The organism is Pseudonocardia sp. DSM 110487 (genome assembly GCF_019468565.1).
Taxonomy (GTDB): Bacteria; Actinomycetota; Actinomycetes; order Mycobacteriales; family Pseudonocardiaceae; genus Pseudonocardia.
The window spans coordinates 6,755,326-6,781,449 of sequence record NZ_CP080521.1; the positions used below are offsets into that span (position 1 = coordinate 6,755,326).

Annotated in this window: 28 protein-coding genes; 9 read left to right on the forward strand and 19 right to left on the reverse strand. The window is 71.9% G+C overall.

Going from position 1 to position 26,124, the window contains the following annotated elements; genetic code table 11:
- Positions 1-2: 2 nt before the first annotated feature.
- The 4 genes from K1T35_RS31520 to K1T35_RS31535 form a co-directional block, all read right to left on the reverse strand.
- Complete coding sequence (locus tag K1T35_RS31520; protein ID WP_220255415.1) at positions 3-725, reverse strand: hypothetical protein; 723 nt, start codon at positions 723-725, stop codon at positions 3-5.
- Positions 726-984: 259 nt separating this feature from the next.
- Entirely contained in the window at positions 985-1,740 is a 756-nt protein-coding gene (locus K1T35_RS31525; protein WP_220255416.1) for a succinate dehydrogenase/fumarate reductase iron-sulfur subunit, read from the reverse strand.
- Positions 1,737-3,650, reverse strand: a complete 1,914-nt coding sequence (locus tag K1T35_RS31530; RefSeq protein WP_220255417.1) for a fumarate reductase/succinate dehydrogenase flavoprotein subunit — start codon at positions 3,648-3,650, stop codon at positions 1,737-1,739. The genes K1T35_RS31525 and K1T35_RS31530 overlap by 4 nt, the downstream gene beginning before the upstream one ends.
- Before the next feature lie 12 nt (positions 3,651-3,662).
- Positions 3,663-4,463, reverse strand: a complete 801-nt coding sequence (locus K1T35_RS31535; RefSeq protein WP_220255418.1) for a hypothetical protein — start codon at positions 4,461-4,463, stop codon at positions 3,663-3,665.
- Between the two features lie 193 nt (positions 4,464-4,656).
- Between K1T35_RS31535 and K1T35_RS31540 the strand changes: the two genes are divergently transcribed.
- The 3 genes from K1T35_RS31540 (at position 4,657) to K1T35_RS31550 (ending at position 6,404) form a co-directional block, all read left to right on the forward strand.
- On the forward strand, positions 4,657-5,445 hold the full coding sequence (locus K1T35_RS31540) for a hypothetical protein (RefSeq protein ID WP_220255419.1): 789 nt from the start codon (positions 4,657-4,659) through the stop codon (positions 5,443-5,445).
- Positions 5,446-5,577: 132 nt separating this feature from the next.
- Positions 5,578-6,045 carry a hypothetical protein gene (locus tag K1T35_RS31545; RefSeq protein ID WP_220255420.1) on the forward strand — a complete coding sequence of 156 codons (468 nt, stop codon included), beginning with the start codon at positions 5,578-5,580 and terminating at the stop codon, positions 6,043-6,045.
- Positions 6,042-6,404 carry a transcriptional regulator gene (locus K1T35_RS31550; RefSeq protein WP_220255421.1) on the forward strand — a complete coding sequence of 121 codons (363 nt, stop codon included), beginning with the start codon at positions 6,042-6,044 and terminating at the stop codon, positions 6,402-6,404. Before K1T35_RS31545 ends, K1T35_RS31550 begins: the two co-directional genes overlap by 4 nt.
- 13 nt (positions 6,405-6,417) lie before the next feature.
- On the opposite strand, the gene K1T35_RS31555 is transcribed toward K1T35_RS31550, so the two are convergent.
- From K1T35_RS31555 to K1T35_RS31565, 3 genes are read right to left on the reverse strand one after another with little or no spacing between them, the layout of a single operon-like run.
- A complete protein-coding gene (locus K1T35_RS31555) occupies positions 6,418-7,164 on the reverse strand; it encodes a succinate dehydrogenase/fumarate reductase iron-sulfur subunit (protein ID WP_220255422.1) in 747 nt (248 codons plus the stop codon).
- A complete protein-coding gene (locus K1T35_RS31560) occupies positions 7,161-9,113 on the reverse strand; it encodes a fumarate reductase/succinate dehydrogenase flavoprotein subunit (protein ID WP_220255423.1) in 1,953 nt (650 codons plus the stop codon). Before K1T35_RS31560 ends, K1T35_RS31555 begins: the two co-directional genes overlap by 4 nt.
- A 1-nt stretch (position 9,114) precedes the next feature.
- Positions 9,115-9,825, reverse strand: coding sequence for a succinate dehydrogenase cytochrome b subunit (locus K1T35_RS31565; RefSeq protein WP_220255424.1), 711 nt, complete (start codon positions 9,823-9,825; stop codon positions 9,115-9,117).
- A gap of 77 nt (positions 9,826-9,902) precedes the next feature.
- Between K1T35_RS31565 and K1T35_RS31570 the strand changes: the two genes are divergently transcribed.
- Positions 9,903-10,847: a LysR family transcriptional regulator gene (locus K1T35_RS31570; RefSeq protein WP_220255425.1), complete on the forward strand. Its 945-nt coding sequence runs from the start codon at positions 9,903-9,905 to the stop codon at positions 10,845-10,847.
- Between the two features lie 44 nt (positions 10,848-10,891).
- A complete protein-coding gene (locus tag K1T35_RS31575; RefSeq protein ID WP_220255426.1) occupies positions 10,892-11,623 on the forward strand; it encodes a hypothetical protein in 732 nt (243 codons plus the stop codon).
- A gap of 66 nt (positions 11,624-11,689) precedes the next feature.
- Here the strand turns inward: K1T35_RS31575 and K1T35_RS49860 are convergent, their stop codons facing one another.
- Entirely contained in the window at positions 11,690-12,826 is a 1,137-nt protein-coding gene (locus K1T35_RS49860; RefSeq protein WP_220255427.1) for a regulatory protein RecX, read from the reverse strand.
- Positions 12,827-12,828: 2 nt separating this feature from the next.
- Positions 12,829-13,869 carry a recombinase RecA gene (recA, locus tag K1T35_RS31585; RefSeq protein ID WP_220255428.1) on the reverse strand — a complete coding sequence of 347 codons (1,041 nt, stop codon included), beginning with the start codon at positions 13,867-13,869 and terminating at the stop codon, positions 12,829-12,831.
- 228 nt (positions 13,870-14,097) lie between these two features.
- On the opposite strand from recA, the gene K1T35_RS31590 reads away from it, so the two are divergent.
- Together K1T35_RS31590 and K1T35_RS31595 are read left to right on the forward strand one after the other, a co-directional pair.
- Complete coding sequence (locus K1T35_RS31590) at positions 14,098-14,805, forward strand: YafY family protein (RefSeq protein ID WP_220255429.1); 708 nt, start codon at positions 14,098-14,100, stop codon at positions 14,803-14,805.
- A 44-nt stretch (positions 14,806-14,849) separates the two neighbouring features.
- Positions 14,850-15,230 carry a VOC family protein gene (locus K1T35_RS31595; RefSeq protein ID WP_220255430.1) on the forward strand — a complete coding sequence of 127 codons (381 nt, stop codon included), beginning with the start codon at positions 14,850-14,852 and terminating at the stop codon, positions 15,228-15,230.
- Positions 15,231-15,236: 6 nt separating this feature from the next.
- Here the strand turns inward: K1T35_RS31595 and K1T35_RS31600 are convergent, their stop codons facing one another.
- The gene (locus K1T35_RS31600) at positions 15,237-15,431 is read right to left on the reverse strand and encodes a DUF3046 domain-containing protein (protein ID WP_220255431.1); all 195 of its coding nucleotides are present in this window, start codon (positions 15,429-15,431) and stop codon (positions 15,237-15,239) included.
- A 28-nt stretch (positions 15,432-15,459) separates the two neighbouring features.
- Between K1T35_RS31600 and K1T35_RS31605 the strand changes: the two genes are divergently transcribed.
- The gene (locus tag K1T35_RS31605) at positions 15,460-16,758 is read left to right on the forward strand and encodes a CoA transferase (protein WP_220255432.1); all 1,299 of its coding nucleotides are present in this window, start codon (positions 15,460-15,462) and stop codon (positions 16,756-16,758) included.
- 195 nt (positions 16,759-16,953) lie between these two features.
- Here the strand turns inward: K1T35_RS31605 and K1T35_RS31610 are convergent, their stop codons facing one another.
- The 8 genes from K1T35_RS31610 to K1T35_RS31645 form a co-directional block, all read right to left on the reverse strand.
- Entirely contained in the window at positions 16,954-17,709 is a 756-nt protein-coding gene (locus tag K1T35_RS31610; protein ID WP_220255433.1) for a cupin domain-containing protein, read from the reverse strand.
- Positions 17,706-18,611 (reverse strand): PmoA family protein, encoded by a 906-nt coding sequence (locus tag K1T35_RS31615; RefSeq protein ID WP_220255434.1) that lies wholly within the window; start codon positions 18,609-18,611, stop codon positions 17,706-17,708. The genes K1T35_RS31610 and K1T35_RS31615 overlap by 4 nt, the downstream gene beginning before the upstream one ends.
- Entirely contained in the window at positions 18,608-19,693 is a 1,086-nt protein-coding gene (locus K1T35_RS31620) for a Gfo/Idh/MocA family protein (RefSeq protein WP_220255435.1), read from the reverse strand. Before K1T35_RS31620 ends, K1T35_RS31615 begins: the two co-directional genes overlap by 4 nt.
- 52 nt (positions 19,694-19,745) lie before the next feature.
- A complete protein-coding gene (locus tag K1T35_RS31625; RefSeq protein ID WP_220255436.1) occupies positions 19,746-20,975 on the reverse strand; it encodes an MFS transporter in 1,230 nt (409 codons plus the stop codon).
- 56 nt (positions 20,976-21,031) lie between these two features.
- Positions 21,032-21,838 (reverse strand): SDR family NAD(P)-dependent oxidoreductase, encoded by an 807-nt coding sequence (locus K1T35_RS31630; RefSeq protein WP_220255437.1) that lies wholly within the window; start codon positions 21,836-21,838, stop codon positions 21,032-21,034.
- Between the two features lie 20 nt (positions 21,839-21,858).
- The gene (locus K1T35_RS31635) at positions 21,859-23,247 is read right to left on the reverse strand and encodes a hypothetical protein (RefSeq protein ID WP_220255438.1); all 1,389 of its coding nucleotides are present in this window, start codon (positions 23,245-23,247) and stop codon (positions 21,859-21,861) included.
- Between the two features lie 216 nt (positions 23,248-23,463).
- The gene (locus K1T35_RS31640) at positions 23,464-23,910 is read right to left on the reverse strand and encodes an SRPBCC domain-containing protein (protein WP_220255439.1); all 447 of its coding nucleotides are present in this window, start codon (positions 23,908-23,910) and stop codon (positions 23,464-23,466) included.
- A gap of 1 nt (position 23,911) precedes the next feature.
- On the reverse strand, positions 23,912-24,721 hold the full coding sequence (locus K1T35_RS31645) for a metalloregulator ArsR/SmtB family transcription factor (protein WP_220262978.1): 810 nt from the start codon (positions 24,719-24,721) through the stop codon (positions 23,912-23,914).
- Positions 24,722-24,809: 88 nt separating this feature from the next.
- On the opposite strand from K1T35_RS31645, the gene K1T35_RS31650 reads away from it, so the two are divergent.
- Entirely contained in the window at positions 24,810-25,550 is a 741-nt protein-coding gene (locus tag K1T35_RS31650; RefSeq protein ID WP_220255440.1) for an arginase family protein, read from the forward strand.
- On the opposite strand, the gene K1T35_RS31655 is transcribed toward K1T35_RS31650, so the two are convergent.
- A complete protein-coding gene (locus K1T35_RS31655; RefSeq protein ID WP_220255441.1) occupies positions 25,536-26,093 on the reverse strand; it encodes a TetR/AcrR family transcriptional regulator in 558 nt (185 codons plus the stop codon). The genes K1T35_RS31650 and K1T35_RS31655 overlap by 15 nt on opposite strands.
- Positions 26,094-26,124: the final 31 nt, after the last annotated feature.

The window sequence follows — 26,124 nt, forward strand, 5'->3', positions numbered from 1 at the left end:
ACTCAGCCCACCCACATGGCGTCCAGCGCGGCGAGCGCACCGAGCACCTGGTCGTCGGTCAGCGGAAGCGGCGGACGGCCGGATTCCGGGCCGTGCAAGACGAGGTCCATGGCGGCGCTCGCGCCGGCGAGCACGTAGCGCCACTCGTGGACGGTGCCGGCGACGAGCGCCGATGCCCCGTTGTCGAGGAGGCGGTCCGCGCGCCACAGCTCGCCGGCCGGCAGGCGCAGGCCGGTCCAGTCCGGGAGGGTCGGCAGTGCGTCGACGGCCCGCCGCGCCACGAGCGTCGCGCGGTCACCTCTGCCGATCAGCGACACGCCGGCCTGCCGCAGCAGCAGGTCGGAGGTCGGGACGAGCGTGGCGCCCTCCGGGGCATCGGTGAACCGGAAGGTCTCGAGCAGCGCGGCGAGGGCACCGTCAGCAGGGGCGGGGCCCCCGAACCACGTGGTGGCCTCGTGGTGCGGCCCGACGAGCACCAGCGCGGCGTCGGAGCGGTCGAGGGCCTCGAACACCACGGCGTCCGCACCGCGCAGCGCGACGCGCCGCTCCCGCGCTCCGGGCAGCACGTGCGTCGGGATCACGCGGTGCTCGCCCCGCGGCGCCAGGAAGAACTGCCGGGCCGTCCGCGGCCCGGTGAACCTGGTGCTGGCGTACCAGCGCAACGGGCCGAACACCTCGGGGACGGCGAGGACGACCCTGGCTCCCGACGGCGCGATCCGCGTCATCCGGGGCGGTGCCCCTACCGGGGGCGTCGCCCCGCCTACCGCCGCCGTCATCCTCGTGCCCTCCCGTCCTCCGCGCCGTGTGGGGCGCCGTCCGGGACAACGAGCACGGATCAGTGACGTGACGCGATCAAGGCAACACGTAGCGTTGCCATCCGGGTGATGTTCGAGGGCGCTGCGTGGCCGGTACGAGCCATTCGAGTGAAAGGGCCGCCGGTCCCCGTGGAGACCGGCGGCCCTTTCGGCGTTCATGCGCTGGTGGTCAGGCCCCCGAGCGCTTGAAGATCTTCTTACCCAGCCAGACGACCGGGTCGTACTTGCGGTCCACCACGCGCTCCTTGAGCGGGATGAGCGCGTTGTCGGTGATCTTGATGTGCTCCGGGCAGACCTCGGTGCAGCACTTGGTGATGTTGCAGTACCCGAGGCCGTGCTCCTCCTGCGCGGCCTCCTGGCGGTCGGCGACGTCGAGGGGGTGCATGTCGAGCTCCGCCACGCGCATGAGGTAGCGCGGGCCGGCGAAGTTCTCCTTGTTCTCCTCGTGGTCGCGCACCACGTGACAGGTGTTCTGGCACAGGTAGCACTCGATGCACTTGCGGAACTCCTGGCTCCGCTCCACGTCGACCTGCTGCATCCGGTACTCGCCCGGCGCCAGCTCGGGCGGCGGCGCGAAGCTGGGGATCTCACGAGCCTTCGTGTAGTTGAACGACACGTCGGTGACGAGGTCCCGGATCACGGGGAACGTCCGCAGCGGCGTGACCGTGATGACCTCGTTCTCCTCGAACGTCGACATCCGGGTCATGCACATCAGCCGCGGCCGGCCGTTGATCTCCGCGCTGCACGAGCCGCATTTGCCGGCCTTGCAGTTCCAGCGCACGGCGAGGTCCTGGGCCTGGGTCTGCTGGAGCCGGTGGATGATGTCGAGGACGACCTCGCCCTCGTTGACCTCCACCGGGTAGTCGACGAGCTCGCCCTTGTCGTCGTCGCCCCGCCAGACCCGGAAGTGTGCCTCGTAGGTCATGCCTTCTCCCCTGCCCCGGCGCGGTGCCCGCCCAGCTCCTCGCCCGTGTAGTACTTCTTCAGCTCGTCGAGCTCGAACAGGTCGAGCAGGTCGGGCCGCATCGGCACCTGCTCCTGACGCACCAGGTGGATGTCGTCCTCGCCGTTCGCGGACAGCACCAGCAGCAGGTGCCGCCAGTCGGAGTCCATGACGGGGAAGTCGTCGCGGGTGTGCCCGCCGCGGCTCTCCTGCCGCTCCAGCGCGGCCTTCGCCACGCACAGCGACACCAGCAGCATGTTGCGCAGGTCCAGCGCCAAGTGCCAGCCGGGGTTGAACGCCCGGCCGCCCTCGACCGTGACCGTCCGCGCCTTCGTCGCGATCTCCTGGAGGGCCTTGAGCGCCAGCTCCATCTCGTCGGACTTGCGGATGATGCCGACGAGGTCGTTCATCGTCTTCTGGAGCTCGAGCTGCACGACGAACGGGTTCTCGCCACCCTCGGTGGCGCTGGAGAACGGCAGCAGCGCGCGGTCCTGCGCCTGCGCCACGTCGTCGATCCGCACGGCGGGGCGCACCCCGGCGAGCGCGTCGACGTATTCGGCCGCACCGAGCCCGGCGCGGCGGCCGAACACGATGAGGTCGGACAGCGAGTTGCCGCCGAGCCGGTTGGAGCCGTGCATCCCGCCGGCGACCTCGCCGGCCGCGAACAGGCCCGGAACCTTCGACATCGCGGTGTCCGGATCGACCTCCACGCCACCCATCACGTAGTGGCAGGTGGGGCCGACCTCCATCGGCTCCTTGGTGATGTCGACATCGGCCAGCTCCTTGAACTGGTGGTACATCGACGGCAGCCGCTTCTGGATCTCCTCGGGCGACAGCCGCGACGCGATGTCGAGGAACACACCCCCGTGCGGACTCCCCCTGCCCGCCTTGACCTCGGAGTTGATCGCGCGGGCGACCTCGTCGCGGGGGAGGAGCTCAGGGGGACGCCGGTTGTTGTCGGCGTCGGTGTACCAGCGGTCCCCCTCCTCCTCGGTCTCGGCGTACTGCTCGCGGAACACGTCCGGGACGTAGTTGAACATGAACCGCTCGCCCTCGGAGTTGCGCAGCACACCGCCGTCGCCGCGCACCGACTCCGTGACCAGGATCCCCTTCACCGACGGCGGCCAGACCATGCCCGTCGGGTGGAACTGGAGGAACTCCATGTTGATCAGCGTGGCGCCCGCCCGGAGTGCGAGGGCGTGGCCGTCGCCGGTGTACTCCCAGGAGTTCGAGGTCACCTGGTAGCTCTTGCCGACGCCACCGGTGGCCAGCACGATCGCCGGCGCGTCGAACCGGACGAACTTCCCTGTGCTGCGGTAATAGCCGAAACAGCCCGCGATCTTGCCGTCGTCCTTGAAGATCTCGGTGATCGTGCACTCGTGGAAGACCCGGATGTTGGCCTCGTAGTCGCCGGTCTCGGCGTAGTCCTCCTGCTGCAGCGACACGACCTTCTGCTGCAGCGTGCGGATCATCTCGAGACCGGTGCGGTCACCGACGTGCGCGAGGCGGGGATAGGTGTGCCCGCCGAAGTTGCGCTGGCTGATCTTGCCGTCCTTGGTGCGGTCGAAGAGCGCACCGTAGGTCTCCAGCTCCCAGACCCGGTCCGGGGCTTCCTTGGCGTGCAGCTCGGCCATCCGCCAGTTGTTGAGGAACTTGCCGCCGCGCATCGTGTCGCGGTAGTGCACCTGCCAGTTGTCGTTGGGGTTGACGTTCCCCATCGCGGCGGCGCATCCGCCCTCGGCCATCACGGTGTGCGCCTTGCCGAAGAGCGACTTGGAGATGATGGCGGTGCGCTTGCCCTGCGCCCTCGCCTCGATGGCTGCTCGCAGCCCGGCACCACCTGCGCCGATGACGACGACGTCGAATTCGTAGCGTTCGATCTCTTCAGTCATCTGCCACCGCCCTCAGTTGATGATCCGCAGGTCGGGGATCCAGCCCGCCGCCACGGCCATGATGTAGAAATCGGTGAACGCCAGCGTCCCGAGCGTGATCCAGGCGAGCTGCATGTGCTTGGCGTTGAGCCGGGAGACGAACTGCCAGCCCTTGTAGCGCAGCGGGTGCTTCGAGAAGTGGTTGAGGCGGCCCCCGATGATGCTGCGGCACGAGTGGCACGAGATCGTGTACGCCCACAGGAACACGACGTTGACCAGCAGGATCACGTTGCCCAGGCCGAACCCGAAGCTGCCGTCGGCCTTCCCGAAGGCGTAGATCGCATCGTATGTGTTGATCAACGAGATGATCGCGGCGATGTAGAAGAAGTACCGGTGCAGGTTCTGCACGACGAGCGGGAATCGGGTCTCCCCCGAGTAGCTCCGGTGCGGCTCGGCGACGGCGCAGGCCGGCGGCGACAGCCAGAAGGCCCGGTAGTACGCCTTCCGGTAGTAGTAGCAGGTGAGCCGGAAGAGCAGCAGGAACGGCAGCGAGACCGCGGCGTAGGGCAGGAACCAGACGTCGGGGAGGAACTGCCCGAAGTGCGAGGCGTGCGGGTCGCACCCGAACGAGACGCACGGCGAGTAGAACGGCGTGAGGTAGTTGTACTCCGCCACGAAGTAGTTGCTCTGCAGGAACGATCGCACGGTCGCGTACGCGACCCACGCCGTGAGCCCGACGAAGGTCGCCAGCGGTGGCAACCACCACCGGTCCGTGCGAAGCGTCCGTGCCGTGATCTGCGCCCGGCCGGCGGACGCGTCTGTGGTGGATGACACGTCAGGTTCCCTAGTTTCTGTGCGGTACGACGCCGTCCGCTCCAGGCCGCGGCGTCGGGACGTCTGGATCTCGCCGGAGCCTACGACCGACCCGGCGCGCGACGCGTATCGGGCTGTCACTCTGCGTTCCCATCGTGACGCGATTCACGCAGCGAAGGGTCGATTCGCCATCCAGGACATTAGAGTGCCCGACGTGGGCCGCGACGATGGCGAGCGCGGCGCGGGCGGCAACGCGACGGCCGTCGCGCGTCGCGCACTGGCGCCGATCGGCTCCCGGCCACCCGCCGTGCTCGTGGTGCTGGCCGCATTACTGGTCGCCGGCACGATCATCGCCTCGGTCGTCGGCACGGTCTCGCTCCTGCGCGGTCCGGGAGTGGCCGCTCCTCCGCCCGTCCCCGTGGCAGCGCCCCCGGACGTCGCGACGCCCCCGGCCACCCCGGCGACGGCTCCCCCGGAGGCAGCTCCGACGGCGGCGCCCACAGCGGCCCCACCCCCGCCGCCCGCCGACGCGCGCAGCGTGTTCCACGACCCGGCGCTGCACACCTTCGCCGATCCGTTCCTGGCCGGGCCTGCTGTGTCGTGCGAACAGCGCACCCCGGCTCCTGATGAGACCGAGAGCGTCGCCTGCGACCTCGGCGGCGGCCGTACCGCCGTGTTCTCCCGGATGACGACGCCCGACGCGATGCGCGACAAGCGCCAGGGCATCAGCGCAGGCCAGCAGGCCCAACGCGGCACGGTGGTGTCGGTGCGGTGGCGTTACATCGAGGGCCGGACGGATACCCGCGCCGGGATCCCGCCCGGTCAGCCGGACCGCGGCGAAGGCGTCCGGGTTCGGTTCGTGGATCGCGCGGGTGTGCCCAGGCTGTACTTCGACCAGGACGCGACGGGTTGCACCGGCGATCTCACACTGACCCAGCCCACCGGGAACGACCGCGCCGACCTGGAGACGCTGCGGACGTACTGGGCCGATCCAGCGGAATGACGCGGGCGGCGACCGCAACCTCGGATCACGAGCCGTGCGCCAGCGGCCGCCGCTAGCGGCCCTGGGCGATTGACGCCGCTTCCCATCCTTCCTACACTTTCCATCTAGAAAGTAGATGCTGATCGGAGGGCCATGTCCGGAACACACCCACTCGACCAGGTCGCCGACGCGCGGCGCAGTCTCGCCGCGCACGCCGGGTTTCCCCGCTCCTACTGGACGATCTACGGGATCGTGCTGGTGCTCGCCGCGGGGATACCGATCTGGATGTCGTACCTGCCCTCCGACGACTGGGAGTACCTGTCGTGGGCGCTCGCCGTCGTGGGAATCGGCTCGGCGGTCTACTCGGTGGTCCGGCGGCGCCGCTCCGGGGTGTACCTGCCCCGTCGGATCAGTTCCTACCCGACGGCCCACAAGATCTGGCTCGCCGGCATCGTCGTCACCATCGGTGGGTTTCTCGGAATCCACCATCTCGTCGAGCACGCTCAACGCGACGTCGCGCTCTACATGCTCGCTCCGGTCGCCGTCGCCGTGTTCATCGCTCAGGTGGCGACCCGTTCGGCGATGCGCGCCGACATCGAGGCCGGCCGGGTCATCTCGTGAGCCATGACGGTCCCGGACCTGCCGAGCGCGCCACGATCTCGGGCCGGGATCCGCTGCTGGAGACCGGTCCACGGCTGGCGTTGTGCGCGCTGTTGCAGGGTGCCGAGTGGGTCGACTTCGCCACCGCCCGCGACATGCTCGCCGTGAGCGATTCAGCGATCTCCAAGCACAGCCGCACCCTCGAGGACGCCGGCTACCTCGACGTCCGCAAGGGTTCGATCGGGCGTCGTCCCCGCACCTGGTTCCGCCTCACCGCCGTCGGACGGGTGGCTCTCAGCGGCCACCTCGCGTGGCTGACCGAGCTGAGTCAGGCTCACGGATCGTCCGCACCGGAAACCGAGGTGGACCTGAGGCAATAGTGGGCCCGCGGCGTCAGCGGCGGTGGGTCGTCGCTGACAGGTAGTCCCGGTTCAGCTGCGAGATCACGTCGAGCGGGATCTCCTTCGGGCAGGCCACCGCGCACTCGCCGGTGTTGGTGCACCCGCCGAAGCCCTCGGCGTCGTGGGTCTTCACCATGCGGATCACGCGGTCGGACCGCTCGGGCTGCCCCTGGGGCAGCTCGCCGAGGTGCGTGATCTTGGCGCCGAGGAAGAGCGAAGCGCTCCCGTTCGGGCACGCGGCCACGCAGGCCCCGCAACCGATGCAGGCAGCCGCGGTGAACGCGCGGTCGGCGTTGCGCTTCGGCACCGGCGCGGCGTGCGCCTCGGGCGCTGCCCCGGTGGGGGCGGAGATGTAGCCGCCGCCCGCGATGATCCGGTCGAAGGAGGTCCGATCCACGACCAGGTCCTTGACCACGGGGAACGCCGCCGCGCGGAACGGCTCCACGGTGATCGTCTCGCCGTCGCGGAAGTGCCGCAGGTGCAGCTGGCAGGTGGTGGTGGCCTTCTGCGGGCCGTGCGGCTCGCCGTTGATCACCATGCTGCAGGCGCCGCAGATGCCCTCGCGGCAGTCGTGGTCGAACGCCACCGGCTCCTCGCCGTCGAGGATCAGCTTCTCGTTGAGGACGTCCATGAGCTCGAGGAACGACATGTCCTCGTCGGCGTCGTCGACGCGGTAGGCGACCAGGCGACCCTTGTCCTCCGCATTGTCCTGGCGCCAGATCCGCAGGTTCAGTCTCACTTGTAGCTCCGCTGGCTCGGGGTGACGTAGTCGAAGTTCAGGTCCTCCTTGTGCAGGACCGGGGCCGCGCCCGTGTACTCCCAGGCCGCGACGTAGGAGAACCGCTCGTCGTCGCGGGCCGCCTCGCCGTCCTCGGTCTGGGACTCGGCGCGGAAGTGCCCGCCGCAGCTCTCCTCGCGGTGCAGCGCGTCGAGGCACATCAGCTCGCCGAGCTCGAGGAAGTCGGCCACCCGGCCGGCCTTCTCGAGGGACTGGTTCAGCGTGGCCGCCGAGCCGGGCACCTTGACGGTCTGCCAGAACTCGCGCCGCAGCTCGGGGATGCGGTCCAGCGCCTTGCGCAGGCCCTCCGCGGTGCGCTCCATGCCGCAGTGGTCCCACATGAGGTGCCCGAGCTCGCGGTGGAAGGAATCGACGGTGCGGTCGCCGTCGATCGACAGCAGCTTCTCGACGCGGCCCGCGACGGCCGCCTCGGCCTCGCGGACCTCAGGAGCGTCGGTGGCCACCGGCTCGACACCGCGGGCGAGGTAGTCGCCGATCGTGTTCGGGAGCACGAAGTAGCCGTCCGCGAGGCCCTGCATCAGCGCGGACGCGCCGAGGCGGTTGGCGCCGTGGTCGGAGAAGTTCGCCTCGCCGACCACGAAGAGGCCGGGAACGGTGCTCTGCAGGTCGTAGTCGACCCACAGCCCGCCCATCGTGTAGTGGACGGCCGGGAAGATGCGCATCGGCACCTCGTACGGGTCCTCGCCGGTGATGCGCTGGTACATCTGGAACAGGTTCCCGTACTTCGCCGCGACGGCCGGGCGGCCCAGCCGGCTGATCGCGTCGGCGAAGTCCAGGTAGACGCCGAGGCCGGTGGGCCCGACGCCACGGCCGGCGTCGCAGACGTTCTTGGCGGCGCGGCTGGCGATGTCGCGCGGCACCAGGTTGCCGAACGCGGGGTACTGGCGCTCGAGGAAGTAGTCGCGCTCGGCGTCCGGGATGTCGCCCGGCGCCCGCGTGTCGCCTGCCTTCTGCGGCACCCAGACGCGGCCGTCGTTGCGCAGCGACTCACTCATCAGCGTGAGCTTCGACTGGTGGTCGCCGCTCACCGGGATGCACGTCGGGTGGATCTGCGTGTAGCAGGGGTTGGCGAAGAGCGCCCCCTTGCGGTGCGCGCGCCAGCTGGCCGTGACGTTGCAGCCCTTGGCGTTGGTCGAGAGGTAGAAGACGTTGCCGTAGCCGCCGGACGCGAGCACCACGGCGTCGGCGAGGTGGCTGCGGGTCTCCCCCGTCACCAGGTCGCGGGCGACGATCCCGCGGGCCCGACCGTCCACGACGATCAGCTCGAGCATCTCGTGCCGCGGGTACATCGTGACGCCGCCGGCGTCGATCTGGCGCTCGAGTGCCTGGTAGGCACCCAGCAGCAGCTGCTGGCCGGTCTGGCCGCGGGCGTAGAAGGTGCGGGAGACCTGGGCACCACCGAAGGAGCGGGTGTCGAGCAGGCCGCCGTACTCGCGGGCGAACGGCACGCCCTGGGCCACGCACTGGTCGATGATCTGCACGCTGATCTCGGCGAGGCGGTGGACGTTGGACTCCCGCGAGCGGAAGTCGCCGCCCTTCACCGTGTCGTAGAACAGCCGGTAGATGCTGTCGCCGTCGCCGCGGTAGTTCTTCGCGGCGTTGATGCCGCCCTGCGCGGCGATCGAGTGCGCGCGCCGCGGGCTGTCCTGGTAGCAGAAGGAGCTGACCTGGTAGCCGAGCTCGGCGAGCGTGGCCGCGGCGGACCCACCGGCGAGGCCGGTGCCCACGACGATGATCTTCATCTTGCGCTTGTTGGCCGGGTTGACCAGCTTGACGCCGAACCGGCGCCGCTCCCAGCGCGTCTCGATGGGGCCGTCGGGCGCCGCCGTGTCCACCAGCGGCGATCCGGTGATGAAGTCGGAGTAGGAAGCCCCGGATTTTGAACTCATGTCACGCCACCAATCCGGTCAGCACGGCGAACGGGACGGAGAGGAATCCGGCCACCAGCACGACCGCGACCCCGAGTGCCACGCCCTGGAGCGTCTTCTGGGTGGTGGCGCTGGACCGGCCGAACGTCTGCAGCGCGCTCCACACCCCGTGCCGGACGTGGAAGCCGACGGCCACCACGGCGAGCGTGTAGAAGAGCGTGACGTACCAGCGCTCGGGAGCGAAGTCGGCCACGACGTTCGCGTGCACCTCGCCGTGCACGCCGTGTGGGTTGAGCGTGCCGGTCGTGAGGTCGAGCAGGTGGTAGACGACGAACAGCGCGATGATCACGCCGCCCCAGCGCATGGTGCGGGCGGCGTAACTGCCCTGCACCGGCTTGCGGTGGGCGTAGCGCACGGGGCGGGCCCGGTGGGCACGGCGCGCCAGGATCGTGGCCGAGACGATGTGGGCGACCACCGAGACCGTGAGCACCACGCGCACGAGCCAGAGCACGGTCTCGTACGGCAGCGCGGGCTCGCCGACCTCGCGCAGCCATGCCGCGTAGGTGTCGATCGCTTCTGCCCCGAGGAAGATCTTCAGGTTGCCCACCATGTGGGCCACCAGGTAGAGCAGCATCACCGCGCCCGTGGCCGCCATCACGAACTTGAGCTGCATCGACGTGCGGCGCGGCGGGCGGCCCGCACGCACTGCGGGGCGCTGTTCCACGGTCACCATGGGATCAGCGTTCATAGCGCAGCCGCCCACCGTCCAATGCATCGAATGCGTTCTTGCGATGTCCGTAGGCTATGAGCGTGACGTTCACGCAGCTCGCGTACTTCCTCGCCGTGGCCGACGTGCGCAGCTTCACGCGAGCGGCGGAATCCGTGGGCGTGGCCCAGCCCACGCTCTCGCGGCAGCTCAAGGCGCTCGAGACCGAACTCGGCGCCGAGCTGGTGGACCGCGGCGCCCGCGACGGCCCCGCGCTCACACCTGCGGGGGAGGCACTCCTGCCGCTCGCCAGACGGATGCTCGCCGACGCCGACAGCGCCCGCACCGCCGTGGCCGAGATCGTCGGACTGCGCAGCGGCCGGGTACGCGTGGGTGCCACCCCGTCGCTCTGCATCGGGGTGCTCGCCGACGTGCTGCGGGTGTTCCACGAGCAGCACCCGCAGATCCACCTCGAGCTGGCCGAGGACGGCTCGCAGCCGCTCGTGCGCTCGCTCGCCCGCGGTGAGCTCGACCTCGCGCTGGTGATCGTGCCCTCCGCGGGTGTCGACCCCGCCCTGCACACCACGCCCGTGCTGCGCGAGCGGCTGTCGGTGGCCTCCCCCACATCGGAACGGTCACCGTCCTCCCGCGGCTCGATGAGCGTCCGCGAGCTCGGCAGGCGATCGCTCGTGGTGCCCCGCCGTGGCTACGACGTCCGCGAGACCACCCTGCAGGCCTTCGCGGCCGCCGGAGTGGAGCCCCGGTTCGCTGTGGAGGGCGGCGAGATGGACGCGGTGCTGCGGATGGTCGAAGCGGGCACCGGCGTGGCGGTGGTGCCCGACCTCGTGTTCGCCGGACGCCCCCGGCTGCGCCGCACCGTGCTGACGCCGCCGATCTTCCGCACGGTGGCGCTCGCCCGGCGGGCCGACCTCACCCCCACCCACGCCATGCGCGCGTTCCGCGCCACGCTGCTGTCGTTCCTCGCCGTGCTATCGGCCGGCGACGGGTTCACCGGGGACGTGCAGGTGCTGAGGCCGGCCGCGGAGTGAGCTTCGCCCGGCGGCGGGAGCGGCCGAGCAGTACGGTCGCCAGGGTGGCCGACGCCGACATCCACTTCTACTTCGACCCGGTCTGTCCCTTCGCATGGATGACCAGCAAATGGGTGCGGAAAGTGCAGGCCCAGCGCGACTACCGGGTCGACTGGCGGTTCATCTCGCTGCGGCTGCTGAACGCCCACGTCGACTACGGCGAGCACTTCCCACCCGGATACGAGGCCGGACACGCGGCCGGGCTGCGCCTGCTCAGAATGGCCGCCCGCACCCGCGCCGAGTTCGGGCGGGATGCCGTCGGGACGCTCTACGCAGCGCTCGGCGCGCACATCTTCGACGGCGAACCGCCGACCGGCTCCGACGCCGCCGTGCGGGAAGCGCGCGGCACCCGCGAGTTCGTCGAGCCGGTGCTCGCCCAGATCGGGCTGCCCACCGCGCTGGCCGATTCTCTCGACGACCTCGGCTGGGACACCGACGTACAGGCCGAGACCGACGAGGCGCTCACCCTCACCGGGAAGGACGTCGGAACCCCGATCCTGCACTTCGAGCCTCCCGGCGGGGTGGCCTTCTTCGGCCCGGTGATCAGCCGGTTGCCGAGCGACGAGCAGGCGGCCGAGCTGTGGGATCACGTGGTCGGGCTCGCCCGCTTCCCCGGCTTCTCGGAGTTGAAGCGCAGCCTCCGGGAGCGCGTGCAACTGCGCGCCCTCGGCGGCCGCGGCGACGAGGCCGGCGTGCAGGAGGACTGGCACGGCGGGAGCCGCCGGCTGAAGAGGTGATCGCGCGCCCAGCACGGTGCTCACGAGGCCCGCGGGCACCGTGCAGGCCCGCGGCCGGCGCGTAGATCAGTCTTCGGGGGTCTCGCCGTCGCCCAGCTCGTCGGCCTCGGCCCCCCGCTCGGCCAGCGCCTCCTTCACCACTCGGTACGCGATGCCGGCGCCGTACCCCTTGCGCGCGAGCATCCCGACCAGGCGACGCGCGGCGGAGGTCCGCTGCTCGGGGGTGCCGACGGCGAGCGAGCGCAGCTTGCGGTCGACCAGCTCGCGGGCCCGTCGCTCCTCGGACTCCTCGTCGACCTCGGCGAGCGCCTCACTCGCGTCCTCGTCGCCCACCCCCTTGCGCCGCAGCTCCATCGCGATCGCGCGGCGGGCGAGCCCGCGGTGGGCGTGGCGCGAGCGCACCCACTGCCCGGCGAACGCGGCGTCGTCGATCAGGCCGACCTCGTCGAACCGCTCCAGCACCGTGTGCGCCGCATCGTCGGGCACGCCCTTGCGCCGCAGCGCCTGCGCGAGTTCCTGACGCGTGCGGGCGCGGTCGCTGAGCAGGCGCAGGCACAGCTCACGGGCGACCGCCACGGGGTCGGCGTCGGGGGCGAGCTCCGCCGGTTCCCATCCGCGCCGGCCGCGGGGGCGCCTGCGCGGGTCGTGGCCTTCGCCCGCTCCTGGGTCGGCGATGTCACCCACCGGTGGCTCCGGTGGTTCTGCGGACGGCGCCCGCCGCCGGCCGCGCACGCCGGGGTTCTCCCCCGCTCCCCGGTCGTCACCCCGCTTCGAGTCGCGCCCGGGCGCGCCCGCCACCCGCCGGGAGGAGCCCTGCTCGGGGCCGCCGCCCGTGCTTCGCCGGCCCCCGCGGGTGGTACGCCGGTTCAGGGCGCCGGAACCGAGCTCGACGACCGCGACGTCCTCGCGGCCCGCCCCCAGCGTCGGACTGTCGAACAGCGCCACGGGATCTCCCGGTGCACCGGCTCGCGTGCCGGCGTCCGAGCCAGGAGCGCCGAAGTCGGCGACCGGAGCGGCGGTGACGTCTCCTGCGCCCCCGATCTGCCGCAGATCGGCGGGCGGGACAGGAACCGGGCTCTCGTCCACCCGATCCGGAGTGGCCTCCGTCGCGCGCGGCTCGCCGAAGCGCGCGACCGGTGCGCCCGAGCTCTCCGCACCCCCGTCGCCGATCCCGTCGAGCCGGGCGACCCGCCCGTCGGCCATGCTCAGAAGTCGACGGGAGCGGGCAGCGGCTCGGCCTCGGCGTCGAGCCGAGCGCCGATCCCGAGCTTCTCCTTGATCCGCTTCTCGATCTCGTTGGCGACGTCGGGGTTGTCGCGCAGGAACTTGCGGGCGTTCTCCTTGCCCTGCCCGAGCTGGTCGCCCTCGTAGGTGTACCAGGCGCCGGACTTGCGGATGATCGCCTGCTCGACACCCACGTCGATCAGCGATCCCTCGCGGCTGATGCCCACCCCGTAGAGGATGTCGAACTCGGCCTGCTTGAACGGCGGCGCGACCTTGTTCTTGACGACCTTGACGCGCGTGCGGTTGCCGACCATGTCGGAGCCGTCCTTGAGCGTCTCGATGCGGCGGACGTCGAGCCGGACCGAGGAGTAGAACTTCAGGGCCTTCCCACCCGTCGTCGTCTCGGGGGAACCGAACATCACGCCGATCTTCTCGCGCAGCTGGTTGATGAAGATCGCCGTGGTGCCGGAGTTGCTGAGCGCACCGGTGATCTTGCGCAGCGCCTGGCTCATCAGCCGGGCCTGCAGGCCCACGTGGTTGTCGCCCATCTCGCCCTCGATCTCAGCGCGCGGGACGAGCGCCGCGACCGAGTCGATGACGATGATGTCGAGCGCGCCGGAGCGGATCAGCATGTCGGCGATCTCGAGGGCCTGCTCACCGGTGTCGGGCTGGGAGACGAGCAGGGCGTCGGTGTCGACGCCGAGCGCCTTGGCGTACTCGGGGTCGAGCGCGTGCTCCGCGTCGATGAACGCGGCGACGCCGCCCGCCGCCTGCGCGCTGGCCACCGAGTGGAGCGCGACCGTGGTCTTACCGCTGGACTCAGGGCCGTAGATCTCCACGACGCGCCCGCGAGGCAGGCCGCCCACCCCGAGCGCGAGGTCGAGCGCGATCGACCCGGTGGGGATCACCCCGATCGGCGGGCGGGTGTCGTCGCCGAGGCGCATCACCGACCCCTTGCCGTGGTTCTTCTCGATCTGCGCGAGGGCGAGCTGCAGCGCCTTCTCGCGGTCGGGTGTGCTCATCGCCGGGTCTCCACCTCAGTGCTCGGACGGGTCTGTCTGTTGGCGTCGACGGTAGGGGGCGCCACCGACGATCTGCGGGTGCGGTTGCGATCTGTGGACAGCCGCACCGCGATGTGAATGGAATCGTAGCGAACACGTGTTCGATCGACGAGAGGACACGCCGAGCGGTTAAAATGCCGCGCTCGCCGGCCTGGCTCGGCTGTCGGTGGCAGCCTCTACGGTCGCACCGTGAACCGCACCGACCGCCTGTACGCCCTGGTCGAAGAGCTCCGGGCCTGCGCTCCGCGCCGCCTCAGCGCCCGCGCGCTCGCGGCCCGCTTCGAGGTCAGCGCGCGCACGGTCGAGCGGGACATCTCGGCGCTCCAGCAGGCCGGGGTGCCGATCTACGCCGACGTGGGCCGCACCGGCGGCTACACCCTCGACAAGAGCCGCACACTGCCGCCCCTCAACTTCACGCCCGCCGAGGCGGTCGCGGTCGCCATCACGCTCAGCCGCGCCGAGGGCTCGCCGTACGGCCGGTCAGCGCGCACCGCCCTCCACAAGATCCTCTCGGTGATGCCTGCGGTCGACGGCGCCGCCGCCCGCGAGCTCGCCGACCGCATCCGGTTCCTGTCACCCGCCGAGCCGGATACGCCGGCCTCGGTACCCGCGGTACTGGAGGAGGCCGTCGCCACGCGCCGGGTCGTGCGGATCGAGTACACCGATCGGTCCGGCCGGGTCACCGAGCGTCCCGTGGAACCGGTGGCGTTCACCGCGGGGACCCGGTGCTGGTACTTCCTCGGCTGGTGCCGCCTCCGTGGAGAAGGCCGGGTGTTCCGCACCGATCGAATCCGGAACGCCGTCCTGCTCGACGAGCCGGCGCCGCACCGCAGCTTCGAGGAGCTGAAATGCGACATACCCGACGACGTGGTCGTGCGCGCCCTGAACCTGGTCTGAAACACCGACACGGGGTTGTCGCGAGGCGGGTCGATGGTGGCGCCATGGCAGAGAACAACGCACTCAACACCGTCGCCTGGTTCCAGATCGGAACCGAGGACCCCGCGGCCGCCCATGAGTTCTACGGCGGCCTGTTCGGCTGGAGCTTCGCCCCGGACCCGAGCTCGGGTCCGGGCTACGACCTCATCAGCTACGCAGGCACCGAACGCCCAGCGGGCGGCGTCATGAGCACCGCGGGAGGCGCGGACAACCACGCGACGTTCCTGGTGCTCGTCGAGGACGTCGCCGCGGTCTGCACCCGCACCGAACAGCTCGGCGGCAAGGTCCTGAACCCGCCTGTGACGACGCCCAACGGGCTGGTCTTCGCCGACCTGCTCGACCGTTCCGGCAACCGATTCGGCGTCTTCACCCCACCATCGGCCTGACGGCCGTCAGCGACGTGCCGACGGCACGTCGTAGGCGTCGCAGACGACCTTCCACACCACCCGTGGCTCGATGCCGGCCTCGAGCGCCTCCTCGACGGTGCGGCCACCCAGCTCGGAGAACACGTGGTCACGGGAGACCGAGTCGGCGCGGGCGATGCCGAACTCGGTCTCCATCAGCTCCCGGAAGTAGGTCATTCGCACCCGACCACGGTAATGGCACCCTGCACAGGTGGACCTGCTGCCCGCTGTGTGGACCGCGCTCGGCGGAGCCACCGAGGAGCTCGCCCGGATCCGGATCACCGGGCCGCCCGCGGTGCTGCGCTCCGCGTTCCCCGTCACCGCCGTGGGGGCCGCCGCGGTGGGCGCGAGCCTCCTGGCGGCGACGCGGGGGGTGCCGGTCGCCGTCGACACCGCGGCGCTCGCCGTCGCCCTGCGCAGCGAGCGCCACGTCCGGCTCGACGGGCGAGCCGTCGGCAGCCCGTTCGATCCGCTGTCGGCATTCCACCGCACGTCGGACGGCTGGCTGCGGCTGCATGCCAACTACCCGTGGCACCGGGCCGCCGCCCTCGGTGTGTTGGACTGCGCCGAGGGCGACGTCCCGGCCGCGATCGCGGCGCGCGGCGCGTACGAGCTGGAGTCCGCGCTGCACGACGCGGGCGGGGTGGGCGCCGCGGTGCGCACGGAGGAGGCGTGGCGCGCGACCGCGGGCCCGCCACCCCCACTCGTCGAGCGGCAGGTGCTGGGCGACGCTCCGCCGCGTCCGAACCGCAGGCCGCGCGTGCTCGACCTGACCCGGGTGATCGCCGGGCCGGTCGCGACGCGCACGCTCGCCGTCCACGGCGCGGACGTCCTGCGCGCCGACGCACCCGACCGGCCCGAGATCCCCTTGCAGGCCTACGACACGCTGCCCGGCAAGCGCAGCGCCCTGCTCGACCTCGCGACGCACGGACCGGTGCTCGAGGAACTGCTGTCCGGCGCGGACGTCGTGGTCAGCGGCTACCGCCCGGGCGCACTCGACCGGTTCGGCCTCGCCCCCGCCGAGCTGGCGCGGCGGTTCCCGGGCCTGGTGATCGTCACGCTGTCGGCATGGAGCCACGAGGGGCCGTGGGCGCGCCGGCGCGGCTTCGACAGCCTCGTGCAGGCAGCATGTGGGATCGCCGACGCCGAGGGCGCCGACGGCGCCCCCGGCGCCCTGCCCGCGCAGGTGCTCGACCACGCCACCGGATACCTGGCCGCGGCAGGCGCCCTCCTCGCGCTCGACGCGCAGCGCCGCGACGGCGGAACCCACCACGTTCGGCTCGCACTGGAAGGCACCGCGGCGTGGCTGCAGTCCCTCCCCCGTGAGACGCCCGCGGACGTGCCCGACATCGATGCGGCACCGAGCCTGGTCGAGCTGGACGCGCCGGAGGGCCGCCTGACTCTCGCCCGCCCACCCGGCACCATCGACGGCCGGCCCTTGACCTGGCCCGCCCCGGCCCCCTCGTACGGCACGGCCGCACCGCGCTGGGACCGCCCCGCAGCCTCATGATCACCAGCTGGGTGCAGCCACGGCCACATGTGGCCGGCACCGCGCCGAACCGATGATCACGGTGCCGGCCGCTCGGAACCAGGTGCGCCGGCGAGCCCGGCCGGTGGCCACGACGTCCGATCGGCCGGTAGCGTCGTGTCCGTGATGCCCGTTCTCGCGCAGGACCCCACCGGCCTCTCGTCGCCGGTCGGGCGACTAGTGGTGCTGTTCGGGCTGCTGGCGTCGCTGGTCGTGCTGCTGCGCTGGTGGTGGTACAACCGGCGCCGCTGATGCGGCCTGGTACGGCGCGAGGTACCCGCACATCCCGAGCGTGGTCTGTGGCGGCGGCTCGACCCTGGCCACGGCAGCCGCTCGCAGGTGCGAGTGGTCGCCTGCGGTCAGCGCGTCGATCTCCCGGCCGGTGCGCGCGGCCGCGGCGGCCGCCCCGTGCCGCCAGCGTTCCCGCCAGGCCGCGAGCTGCGGGTGGGTGAGCGCGGCCGCGGCCGCGTAGAACCGCTCCAGCGCGCCGGTGTCGCCTGCCTCGGTGCGCCCGCGCAGCTCGAGGAACCCCTCCACCGCGAGATCGCGCCGCACCCGGGCCGGCGCGGCGACCGCCCGCTCGTAGGTCTCCCGGTCCACCAGGTGCGCGGGCGGGAAGGTCAGCACCGCGTCCCCGGCCTCCGGCAGCCCCGAGTTCTGCATGAGGACGATCACCTGCAGGTCGCCGTCGTTCACGGCGCGGTGGACCGTGCCGGGGGTGAACCACACGACGTCGCCCGGGTGCAGCGGCTGCTCCGCCGCCCCGCTCGCCGTTAGCGTCTGCAGGCGTCCGCTGCCGCCGGCCACGATGTAGCACTCGGTGCAGCACAGGTGGACGTGCGGGGACCCGCCGCACAGGCCGTCGGCCGCGTCCCAGTCGTAGACGCGCAGCGCGGTGATGCCGACGGCTCCAGGCAGGTCCGGAGAGCTCACGAAACGTGCTCCGCGGCGAAGGCCTCGATCTCCGCGCGCGTCCAGATCCGGTCGGCGACGACGAACCGGTGCGCGAGCACGATCGACTCGCCGGGTGGGAGGACGATCTCCTCGTGGAAGGCCGGTGACGGGTTGAGCCCGGGGAACGGGTCGTTGCGCACGAACCAGGTGATCCGGCCCCTGCTCGTCGTGCCCGCGAAGGCGAGGACCGTCGCGCCGCCGTCGACCTCGTCGTGCTTGCCCGTGTAGGCGAGCCACGGCGACTTGGCGGTGCCCATCGTCTCCGGACCGCCGCCCCCGTCGGCGGCGATGATCTCGCCGCCGATGAAGTCGCGCGGGCCGCGCCAGAACCAGCCGGTGTAGCCGGCGTTGTGGCGGCCCGCGGTGGTGGGGCTGCCCAGCACCAGCGGCTCGTCCCGGACGGTGGTCAGCTCGGTCCAGACGTCGAGCATCCACGTGCCCCGCTCGGGTTCGACGCCGTGGAAGCGCAGCGTGCGGCGTTCGGAGGCCCACTCATCGCCGGTGGACGCCACCCAGGTCAGCTCCTCGGAGAGCGTCAGCTCCGCGCCGGTGAGCTCGATGAGGCCGAACGCGTCGTGCCGCATCGACCCGACGTTGTCCTTCGGCGTGTAGCCATGGCCGTGGACGTAGGTGTTCCCGCCCCAGAAGTTCTGCCCCGACACGTGCGACCAGGTCATCTGCAGGCCCTTGTGCCAGCGGTGGTCGTGCGGCCGGTACGCCGACACGAGCCCGCCGGTCAGCGTGCGGATGGGGTGCAGGTACGGCTTCGGCGCCTCGAACGCGGGGATGTCCTCGCCGTAGACGTAGCGGGCGATCTCCACGTCACCGACGGCCACGCCGACCGCTGTGCCGTGCTCGTGGGTGACGGTGAGGCGGGTCATCGGGCGATCTCCTGGTAGCGGCCACCGCCGTCGAGGCGGTCGTAGAACGGGTTGCCGGGCGCGAGCTCGGAACGCAGCACCGGCCTGCCGGTGATCGCGGACTCGTACAGGCCGGTGATCAGCTCCATGGTGCGCCTCCCGTCGCGACCGCTGGCCGGGGGTCGCTCGCCCCGGTCCATCGCGTCCAGGAACGCCGCCAACTGGGCGGTGTGGGAGCTCGGGACGTCGGCGGTGGGGAGCCAGCCCGTGGCGTCGACGCCGTCGCGGGGCGTCCACGTCCAGTTCGAGTTGTCGTACCCGTACAGGTGCGAGACCTCGACGGTGGCGTCGGTGAAATCGAAGCGCAGGTAGCTCTCCTGCCGCGGCGAGAGCACGCTGTTGACCACCGACACGAGCGCGCCCGACTCGAACGCAACCGCCGCGATCGAGACGTCCTCGGTGGCGACGTCCCGGTCGAGCGTGCCCATGAGCGCGCGGATCTCGCGCCAGTCGCCGAGCAGCGAGAGCATGAGGTCCATCTGGTGGATGCCGTGGCCCATCGCCGGGCCGCCGCCCTCGGTCTCCCATTTCCCCCGCCACGGCACCGCGTAGTAGTCGTGGTCGCGGTACCAGAGCGTGTGGCAGACGCCGACGAGCGGCCGCCCGAGCGTGCTGTCGGCGATCTGGCGGCGCAGGGTCTGCGCGGCCGAGCCGAAGCGGTGCTGGAAGACGTACCCGACGTACGGGCCGCCCTCGCGCTCGTGCGAGGCGAGGTCGTCGTACTCGGCGAGCGAGAGCACCGGCGGCTTCTCGCACCACACCCACGCGCCCGCGGCGAGGCTCGCCAGCACGCCCTCGTGGTGGGCGGCCGGTGGCGTGCAAATCACCACGAGGTCAGGGCGGGCCGCCTCGAGAGTGGCCGCGAGGTCGGTGGAGTGGTGCGGGACGTCCCATTCGGCCGCGAACGCCGCTGCCCGGTCCCCGTCGGCGTCGACGACGGCCACCACCTCGGCGCGGTCGGCGAGCGCGCGCAGCGCCGGCAAGTGCCGCCCTGCGGCGATCCCGCCCGCCCCCACGATCGCGACCCGATGTCTCGTGCCCATGTGACTCCCTCGCCGGCTGCGGCTCGCAGCCTCGCCGCCGCTGAGCGGACTGTCAAGAAAGCGCTTCCCGCCCACGGGCGGAGCCCGCCGCCACCAGGTACGGCACGGCGATCACCGCGGCCAGCACCCCGAGCACCGCGTACGACGCCCCGGCGACGACGAGTCCGGCCGCGACGCCCCCGACCGCCCCGCTCACGTTCATCGCGACGTCGCCGAGGCCCTGCACGCCGGCCCGCACCCGGACCGGCACCGACTCGGTGAGCAGCGCGGACCCCGCGACGAGGCCACCCGACCAGCCGAGCCCGAGCAGTACGAGCCCTGCCGCGAGCAGCCCGGTGTCGGCCGGGCCTGCCAGCGCGCAGAGCACCCCCGACGCCAGCAGCAGCGCCGCCGCGAGAGCGAGCACGAGCGGTCGCCCCGCGCGGTCGGCGAGCCAGCCGAACAGCGGGCTCAGCGCGTACATCCCCGCGACGTGCAGGCTGATCACCAGGCCGACGACCGTGAGCGTTGCGCCACCGTGGTCCATGTGCACGGGCGTCATCGACATCAGCCCGACCATCAGCAGGTGGCCAACGACGATCCCGCCGAGCCCGAGTAGCGCGGCGGGCGAGGCCAGCAGGGCGGCCCGCACCTCGGCCGCGCCCGGCGGAGGGCCGGCATCGGACTTCTCGGCGCCGCGGGCGAGCAGCAACGGGTCCGGGCGCAGGCCCACCCAGGTACCGAGCGTGGCGAGCGCGAACGCGCAGGCGCACAGCAGGAAGGGGCCCGCGGCGGGCTCCAGCCCGATGGCACCGGCCGCTGCCTGGACCGGGCCTGCGAGGTTGGGACCCGCGACCGCCCCCACCGTGGTCGCCCAGACCACCATGGCGAGAGCGCGGGCCCTGCGCTCGGGGGCCGCGAGATCGGTGGCGGCGAAGCGGGCGGCCAGCCCGGCCGCCGTGGCAGACCCGAGGAGCACGAGCGCGACGAGCAGGGCGGGCGCGCTGCCCACCGACACGGCGACCACCGCACCCGCCCCGCCGAGCGCCGCCACGCCGTAGCCGAGGCTCAGCGCGGGCCGCCTGCCCGAGCGCGCAGCCACCCGGGACACGACGAACGACGCCACGGCGGCCCCGATCACGGTGCCGGTCTGCGCGAGCCCGCCCACCGCCTCGGAGCCGGACAACCGGCTGGCGACCAGTGCGCTGACCGCGATCGCCGCGGCCACGCCCACCCCGCCGAGCACCTGGGCGGCGGCGAGCACGGCGAGGATCCGGCGCTGAACGGCGGTGTCGACGGGCACTGCTCGATCCTGAAGTGCCGCTGCGGGCGACGCCAGCCGGTTCCGTGCGACCTCGGCTACACCGCCTTGTGGAAGCCGCCGTCGACGAGGAAGTCCGCGCCCGTCGTGCTGGCCGAGCGCGGGGACGCGAGCAGCGCGATCATGTCGGCGATCTCCTGCGGGTCGAGCAGCCGCCCCGTATTGACCGCCATCGCCTCCGGTGCCGCCCGCTCCAGGACCGACTCGCGGTCGGTACCGAACGCGGCGGCGAGGACGTCCGCGGCGCCGCCCTCGTCGGTCCACCACGGCGTGCGGACGGGCCCCGGCGAGACGGTGTTCACCCGGACGCCCTGCGAAGCGAACTCCTCCGACAGGGTCTTCGTCAGGTTGGTGAGCGCCGCCTTCGCCGCGGCGTAGTCGGCGTTCATCGCGCCGGGCTGGCGCGCCGATGCCGACGACACGTTGACGATCGACCCGCCCCCGCGTTCCAGCATCACGGGGATCGCCGCCCGGATCGCCCGGACCACGGCGAACAGGTTGAACTCGAACATGTCCCGCCAGTCGGCGTCGCTGACCGGGAGGAAGGAGAAGCGGGGAAGGGACGCCCCGGGCGGCGGCCCGCCCGCGTTGTTGACGAGGATGTCGAGACCTCCGAAGACGTCGACGGCGTGCGCGACGACGGCGGCAGGGGCGTCCGGAGCGGTGAGGTCGGTGGGCACGTGTACGAGCGAGGGCCCGGCGAGCGCGTCGAGCTCAGCGCTGCTCTTGCGGGACGCCACGACCACATGGGCGCCCTCGGTGTGCAGCGTGCGTGCCGTCGCGAGACCGATGCCCTTGCTGCCGCCGGTGACGACGGCGACCTTGCCCGTGAGGTTGAGTTCCATACCCACGAGCCTCGCGACGGTCAGCCTCCGGTTCTGGCGGAGATCGGACCCGGGATGCCGGCGTCCGATTCCCGCTGATCGAGGTGTGCGGGGTGGTCGGCGTACTCCAGTGCGAGGCCCCCGGCGCGCGACAGCCGGGTCATGGAGACCGCCGCCCCGATCAGGAGGATCACCCCGATGTCCTCACCGAGCTCCTCGACGTGGTAACCCATGACGAAGCCGGTCCCCTCGTTCCCCGCGGCCATGAACAGGCCCTGTACGACCTCGAGGCCGAGCCCCGCTGCGAGCATCAGCGCGATGCCCCCGACCAGCAGCCCGCGGGGCCGGGCGTGGACCCGGACGGCGAGCGCCACCACGGCGGCGGCGACGCCGAGGCCCGCCAGCGCCCCCGGGATCAACCAGTAGAACGGGAAGTCGCTGGTCTCGGTGACCACGAGACGGCCCAGCTCCTCGGAGCGCTCGTGCAGCTGGCTCTGGTCGTCCAGCGAGAGGAAGGCGAGCACGCCCGCGGTGACCAGCCAGTACACCGCCCCGGGCGTCCCGGCGTTCCGCGCCGCCACGAACGCCGCGAAGTGCGCGAGTGCCGCAGCGGCGAGCAACGCCACGCTCCACCAGGTGGGCAGGTTGTGCTCGACGAGCAGGTCGACGTAGAGGCGTAGATCGCGCAGCAGGGGGTGCGCGGGATCGGCGAGCACGAACCCGAGGCTGAGCAGGGTCAGCGCCACGCTCACCCCGCCGAGCCACCACCCGAGAGCCCTGAGGCGCATCGGCACGGCGTCCCGGCCGCGGGCCGCCCTGCGGTGCCGCACCGTGAGCGCGTCCCCGGCGCGGGACAACACCAGTGCGCGCACAGCCGCGGCCAGCATCAGCGCGGCACCGACGTTCTCGCCCAGCTCCCCGAGGTGCGCGACGAGCACGGGGGCGAGCACGGGCCCGGTGCGCCCACCGAGCAGCGCGGCGACGAACTCCCCACCCACCGCCGACACCATGAGCAACACTCCGCCATCGGCGAGCAGGCGGCTCGACGGGGCGCCCACCCGTGCCGCCAGCACTAGCAGTACCGCGGCGACCACTGGTACGACGACCGCCGCCATCGCGAACCAGTTCCGGGTGAGCGCGCCCTCTCCCAGCACGAGGCGGCCGACCCCGCCGAGCCTGCGGTGCACGCCGCTGAGCTCGGCAAGCGAGAACGCCCCGACGACCCCGGCGCCCGCGAACCAGGCACCTGCACCGAACACTCCGCCGGCCCTGGCGGCCACGCCGGTCACCGCACACGCGAGCGCGACCGTGAGCAGGAGCGCGGTGCTCCACCAGGTCGGCAGGGTGTTCTCCCCGAGCACGTCGAGCCAGCGCGCGAGCTCGCCGCGCGCTTCCGGATCAGGACTGATCAGCGTGACGGCGAAACTCACGGCGGTGAGGACCACCGAAACAATCAATACCTGTCCGACCGGCCGGAAAGGCAACGGCCGGGAACCAGAAACGATCATTGGCCGACTCCTCGCCTCGAGCGCGTGGCTGAACGAAAGAGCAAGGCGAGGTTGCCACACGACATCGGAATGCCGCGGCAGGCGGGGCGTCAAGAAATGCGCGTGTCGTTCATGAAATGAATCTGATCAATCGCTACCTCAGACCCAGTTGTCCGGGTACTTGTCGCGCACGGCGCCCAGCTCGATCCCGTGCTCGAGCAGGGCCTTCGCCGAGCACAGCGCGGTGGTGTAGCCGCCGGTCGACCCCGCGACGTAGTCGATCACGTCGTCGCCCGTTCCGCCGAAGCCGGACTCGGTGACCGTGACCACGGTCCCCTCCTCCCGCGGCGTGAACCGGAACTCGACGGTCGGCCCATCACCACCACCCGTCGCCACGACGAACCGCTCGGGTGCCTCGAACTCCTTCACCACCACGGTGTCCGACACCCCGTACATCTCCCACTCCCACCGCACGGTGGCGCCGGGCGCGAGCGGCCCGCTGCTCTTGGTGAACCAGAACCGGGTGGTGGTCGCCGGGTCGGCGAACGCCGCGAACACGTCCGCGGCCGGCCTGCGGATCAGGGTCGAGACCTCGACCTTCGGCATGTCAGCTCCTCCAGGCCTCTGCGGGCACCGGCGGAAGCGTGGCGCCGGTCTCCATCAGCGTCTTCAGGTCGGACAGCAGGTACGGCCAGCCGCTGCTGACCATCGCCCGCATCGTGCTGCCTGCGGGGAAGTCGTCGTGGACGACGGTGAGCTTGACCGACTCCCCGAAGGGCTCGATCTCGAACGTCACCCGCGACCGGCTCTCGCCTGCGAGCGTGGCGCGCACGTCGTCGTCGATGCCGTTGAGGCCCGCCCACTCGAGCGTTGGCGTGTGCCAGGTGTAGGCGAGCCTGCGGGGCGGCTCGGCCTCCAGCACGACCTGCTCGGGATCGACGATGTGGTGCCCGTCCTGCTCCCAGACCATGGCCGAGCCCGGCCGCCAGTCCGTGTCGAACGAGACACCCCAGTACCGGCGCGTGAACGCCGGGTCCGTGAGCGCCTTCCAGAGCCGCTCCGGCGTGGTCTTGATGAACGTCGTGTAGACGAATGCGGGTTCGTCCGTCATCGGTGACTCCAATGCCTGCTTGAGGTCGGCGAGCGCCTCCACGCGCCGCCGGTCGTACTGGTGGATCCAGCGGTCGGCGATCGCGTGGATCCCCACCGCATTGAGGTAGTGCAACTTCTCCCTGCCGTGCCGGACGGTGGTGACGAGGTTGGCCCGCTCCAGCACCGCGAGGTGCTTGCTGACCGACTGCCGCGCCATGTCGAGGCCGGCGCACAGCTCGTTCAGCCGCTGCCCGTTGCGGGCGTTGAGGCTGTCGAGCAGCCGCCGACGGCTCGGGTCGGCCAGCGCCTTGAAGATCTCGTCCATCCCCGCCTCGTCACTCATGCAGCCAATCGGCTGCCTTTACGATAGGCAGCCGATTGGCTGCATGTCAAGGACGGCGCAGACTGGCGGGGTGACCGTGATCGCCATCCCCTTCCACCTCGACGAGCACCTGCCCGACCTGGAGCTCCCGCTCACCCCAGACCGCACGATCGCCCCGGAGCTCCCGCCCGGCGCCCCGTGGGAGCGGATGGCGGTCCTCTACGAGGAGGTCGCCGACGCGGTGGCGACCGAGGTGCGGGCGGGCCGCGTCCCGGTCGTGGTCTCAGGCGACTGCACCACCTCGCTCGGCGTCGTCGCCGGCCTGCAGCGGGCCGGCCGCGACCCGCGCGTCGTCTGGTTCGACGGCCACGGCGACGTGCACACCCCGCAGACGACGGCGTCGGGCTACCTGGGCGGGTTCCCGCTGCGCCAGCTGGTGGGCGAGTCCGACCGCACGGCCCCCGACCGGCTCGGGTTGCGCCCGGTGCCCGAGGAGGACGTGGTGCTGGTCGACGCGCGGGACCTCGACCCGCCGGAGGCGGACTACCTCGCGCACTCGAGGATCCGGCGCGCGCCGGTCGACGAGGTCGGCGACGTACCGGGTCCGGTGTACCTGCACGTCGACGTGGACGTGACGGACTCCGGCGACCTCCCAGGGCTGCTGTTCCCCGCACCCGGAGGCCCGGCTCTGACCGCGGTGACCGATGCCGTCCGCAACATCGTGGCCGCGGGTGGCGTCGCCGCTGTCGGGCTCGCCTGCACGTACCGGCCGGGCAGCGGTGCGGACCGGCTGCTCGCCGGGCTGGCGGCCGAGCTCTCAGCCCTCCAGTAGCCGGGACGCGGCGCGGCGGGCCTGGTCGATCGCGTCGGCCTGCCCGCCCGCCGTCACGGCGACGTTCGCACCCTCGTAGAGCAGGTGCAGCTGCGCGCCGAGGTCCTCGGCGCCGCCCACCAGCTCGGTGAACAGTGCGCGCGTCGCCGCCTTCTCGGCGCGGATGACCGGCTCGCCCGGATGGCCGGTGCCGCCGATCTCGGCGTTGGCGTTGACGAACGCGCAGCCGCGGTCCTGCTCGGCGAGCCACGCCTCGAGCGCGTCGAAGACGGCGAGCGCCCGGCCCGGGCCCGGCGGCACCCGATCCACCTGCTCGCGGACGAACGTCTGCCAGCGATGGGCCCGCCGCCGCAGGTACAGCGCGACCAGGGCGTCCTTGCTCCCGAACCGGTCATAGAGGGTCTTCTTGGTGGTGCCGGCGACCTCGGCGATCAGATCGACGCCGACGGCCCGGATGCCACGCCGGTAGAACAGCTCCGCCGCGGCGTCGAGGAGCCGTTCACCCGCGGGCGTCAGCGGCATGACGTCGAACTGTGTGCTCATACACTGCGAGTATACAGACCGGTATGGTTAC

Bases quoted from the DNA above. Each gene is read 5' to 3' on its own strand.
- K1T35_RS31520 (WP_220255415.1), bottom strand. From the start codon at position 725: ATGACGCGGATCGCGCCGTCGGGAGCCAGGGTCGTCCTCGCCGTCCCC.
- K1T35_RS31525 (WP_220255416.1), bottom strand. From the start codon at position 1,740: ATGACCTACGAGGCACACTTCCGGGTCTGGCGGGGCGACGACGACAAG.
- K1T35_RS31530 (WP_220255417.1), bottom strand. From the start codon at position 3,650: ATGACTGAAGAGATCGAACGCTACGAATTCGACGTCGTCGTCATCGGC.
- K1T35_RS31545 (WP_220255420.1), top strand. From the start codon at position 5,578: ATGTCCGGAACACACCCACTCGACCAGGTCGCCGACGCGCGGCGCAGT.
- K1T35_RS31560 (WP_220255423.1), bottom strand. From the start codon at position 9,113: ATGAGTTCAAAATCCGGGGCTTCCTACTCCGACTTCATCACCGGATCG.
- K1T35_RS31565 (WP_220255424.1), bottom strand. From the start codon at position 9,825: ATGGTGACCGTGGAACAGCGCCCCGCAGTGCGTGCGGGCCGCCCGCCG.
- K1T35_RS49860 (WP_220255427.1), bottom strand. From the start codon at position 12,826: ATGGCCGACGGGCGGGTCGCCCGGCTCGACGGGATCGGCGACGGGGGT.
- recA (WP_220255428.1), bottom strand. From the start codon at position 13,869: ATGAGCACACCCGACCGCGAGAAGGCGCTGCAGCTCGCCCTCGCGCAG.
- K1T35_RS31595 (WP_220255430.1), top strand. From the start codon at position 14,850: ATGGCAGAGAACAACGCACTCAACACCGTCGCCTGGTTCCAGATCGGA.
- K1T35_RS31615 (WP_220255434.1), bottom strand. From the start codon at position 18,611: ATGACCCGCCTCACCGTCACCCACGAGCACGGCACAGCGGTCGGCGTG.
- K1T35_RS31620 (WP_220255435.1), bottom strand. From the start codon at position 19,693: ATGGGCACGAGACATCGGGTCGCGATCGTGGGGGCGGGCGGGATCGCC.
- K1T35_RS31630 (WP_220255437.1), bottom strand. From the start codon at position 21,838: ATGGAACTCAACCTCACGGGCAAGGTCGCCGTCGTCACCGGCGGCAGC.
- K1T35_RS31640 (WP_220255439.1), bottom strand. From the start codon at position 23,910: ATGCCGAAGGTCGAGGTCTCGACCCTGATCCGCAGGCCGGCCGCGGAC.
- K1T35_RS31645 (WP_220262978.1), bottom strand. From the start codon at position 24,721: ATGGACGAGATCTTCAAGGCGCTGGCCGACCCGAGCCGTCGGCGGCTG.
- K1T35_RS31655 (WP_220255441.1), bottom strand. From the start codon at position 26,093: ATGAGCACACAGTTCGACGTCATGCCGCTGACGCCCGCGGGTGAACGG.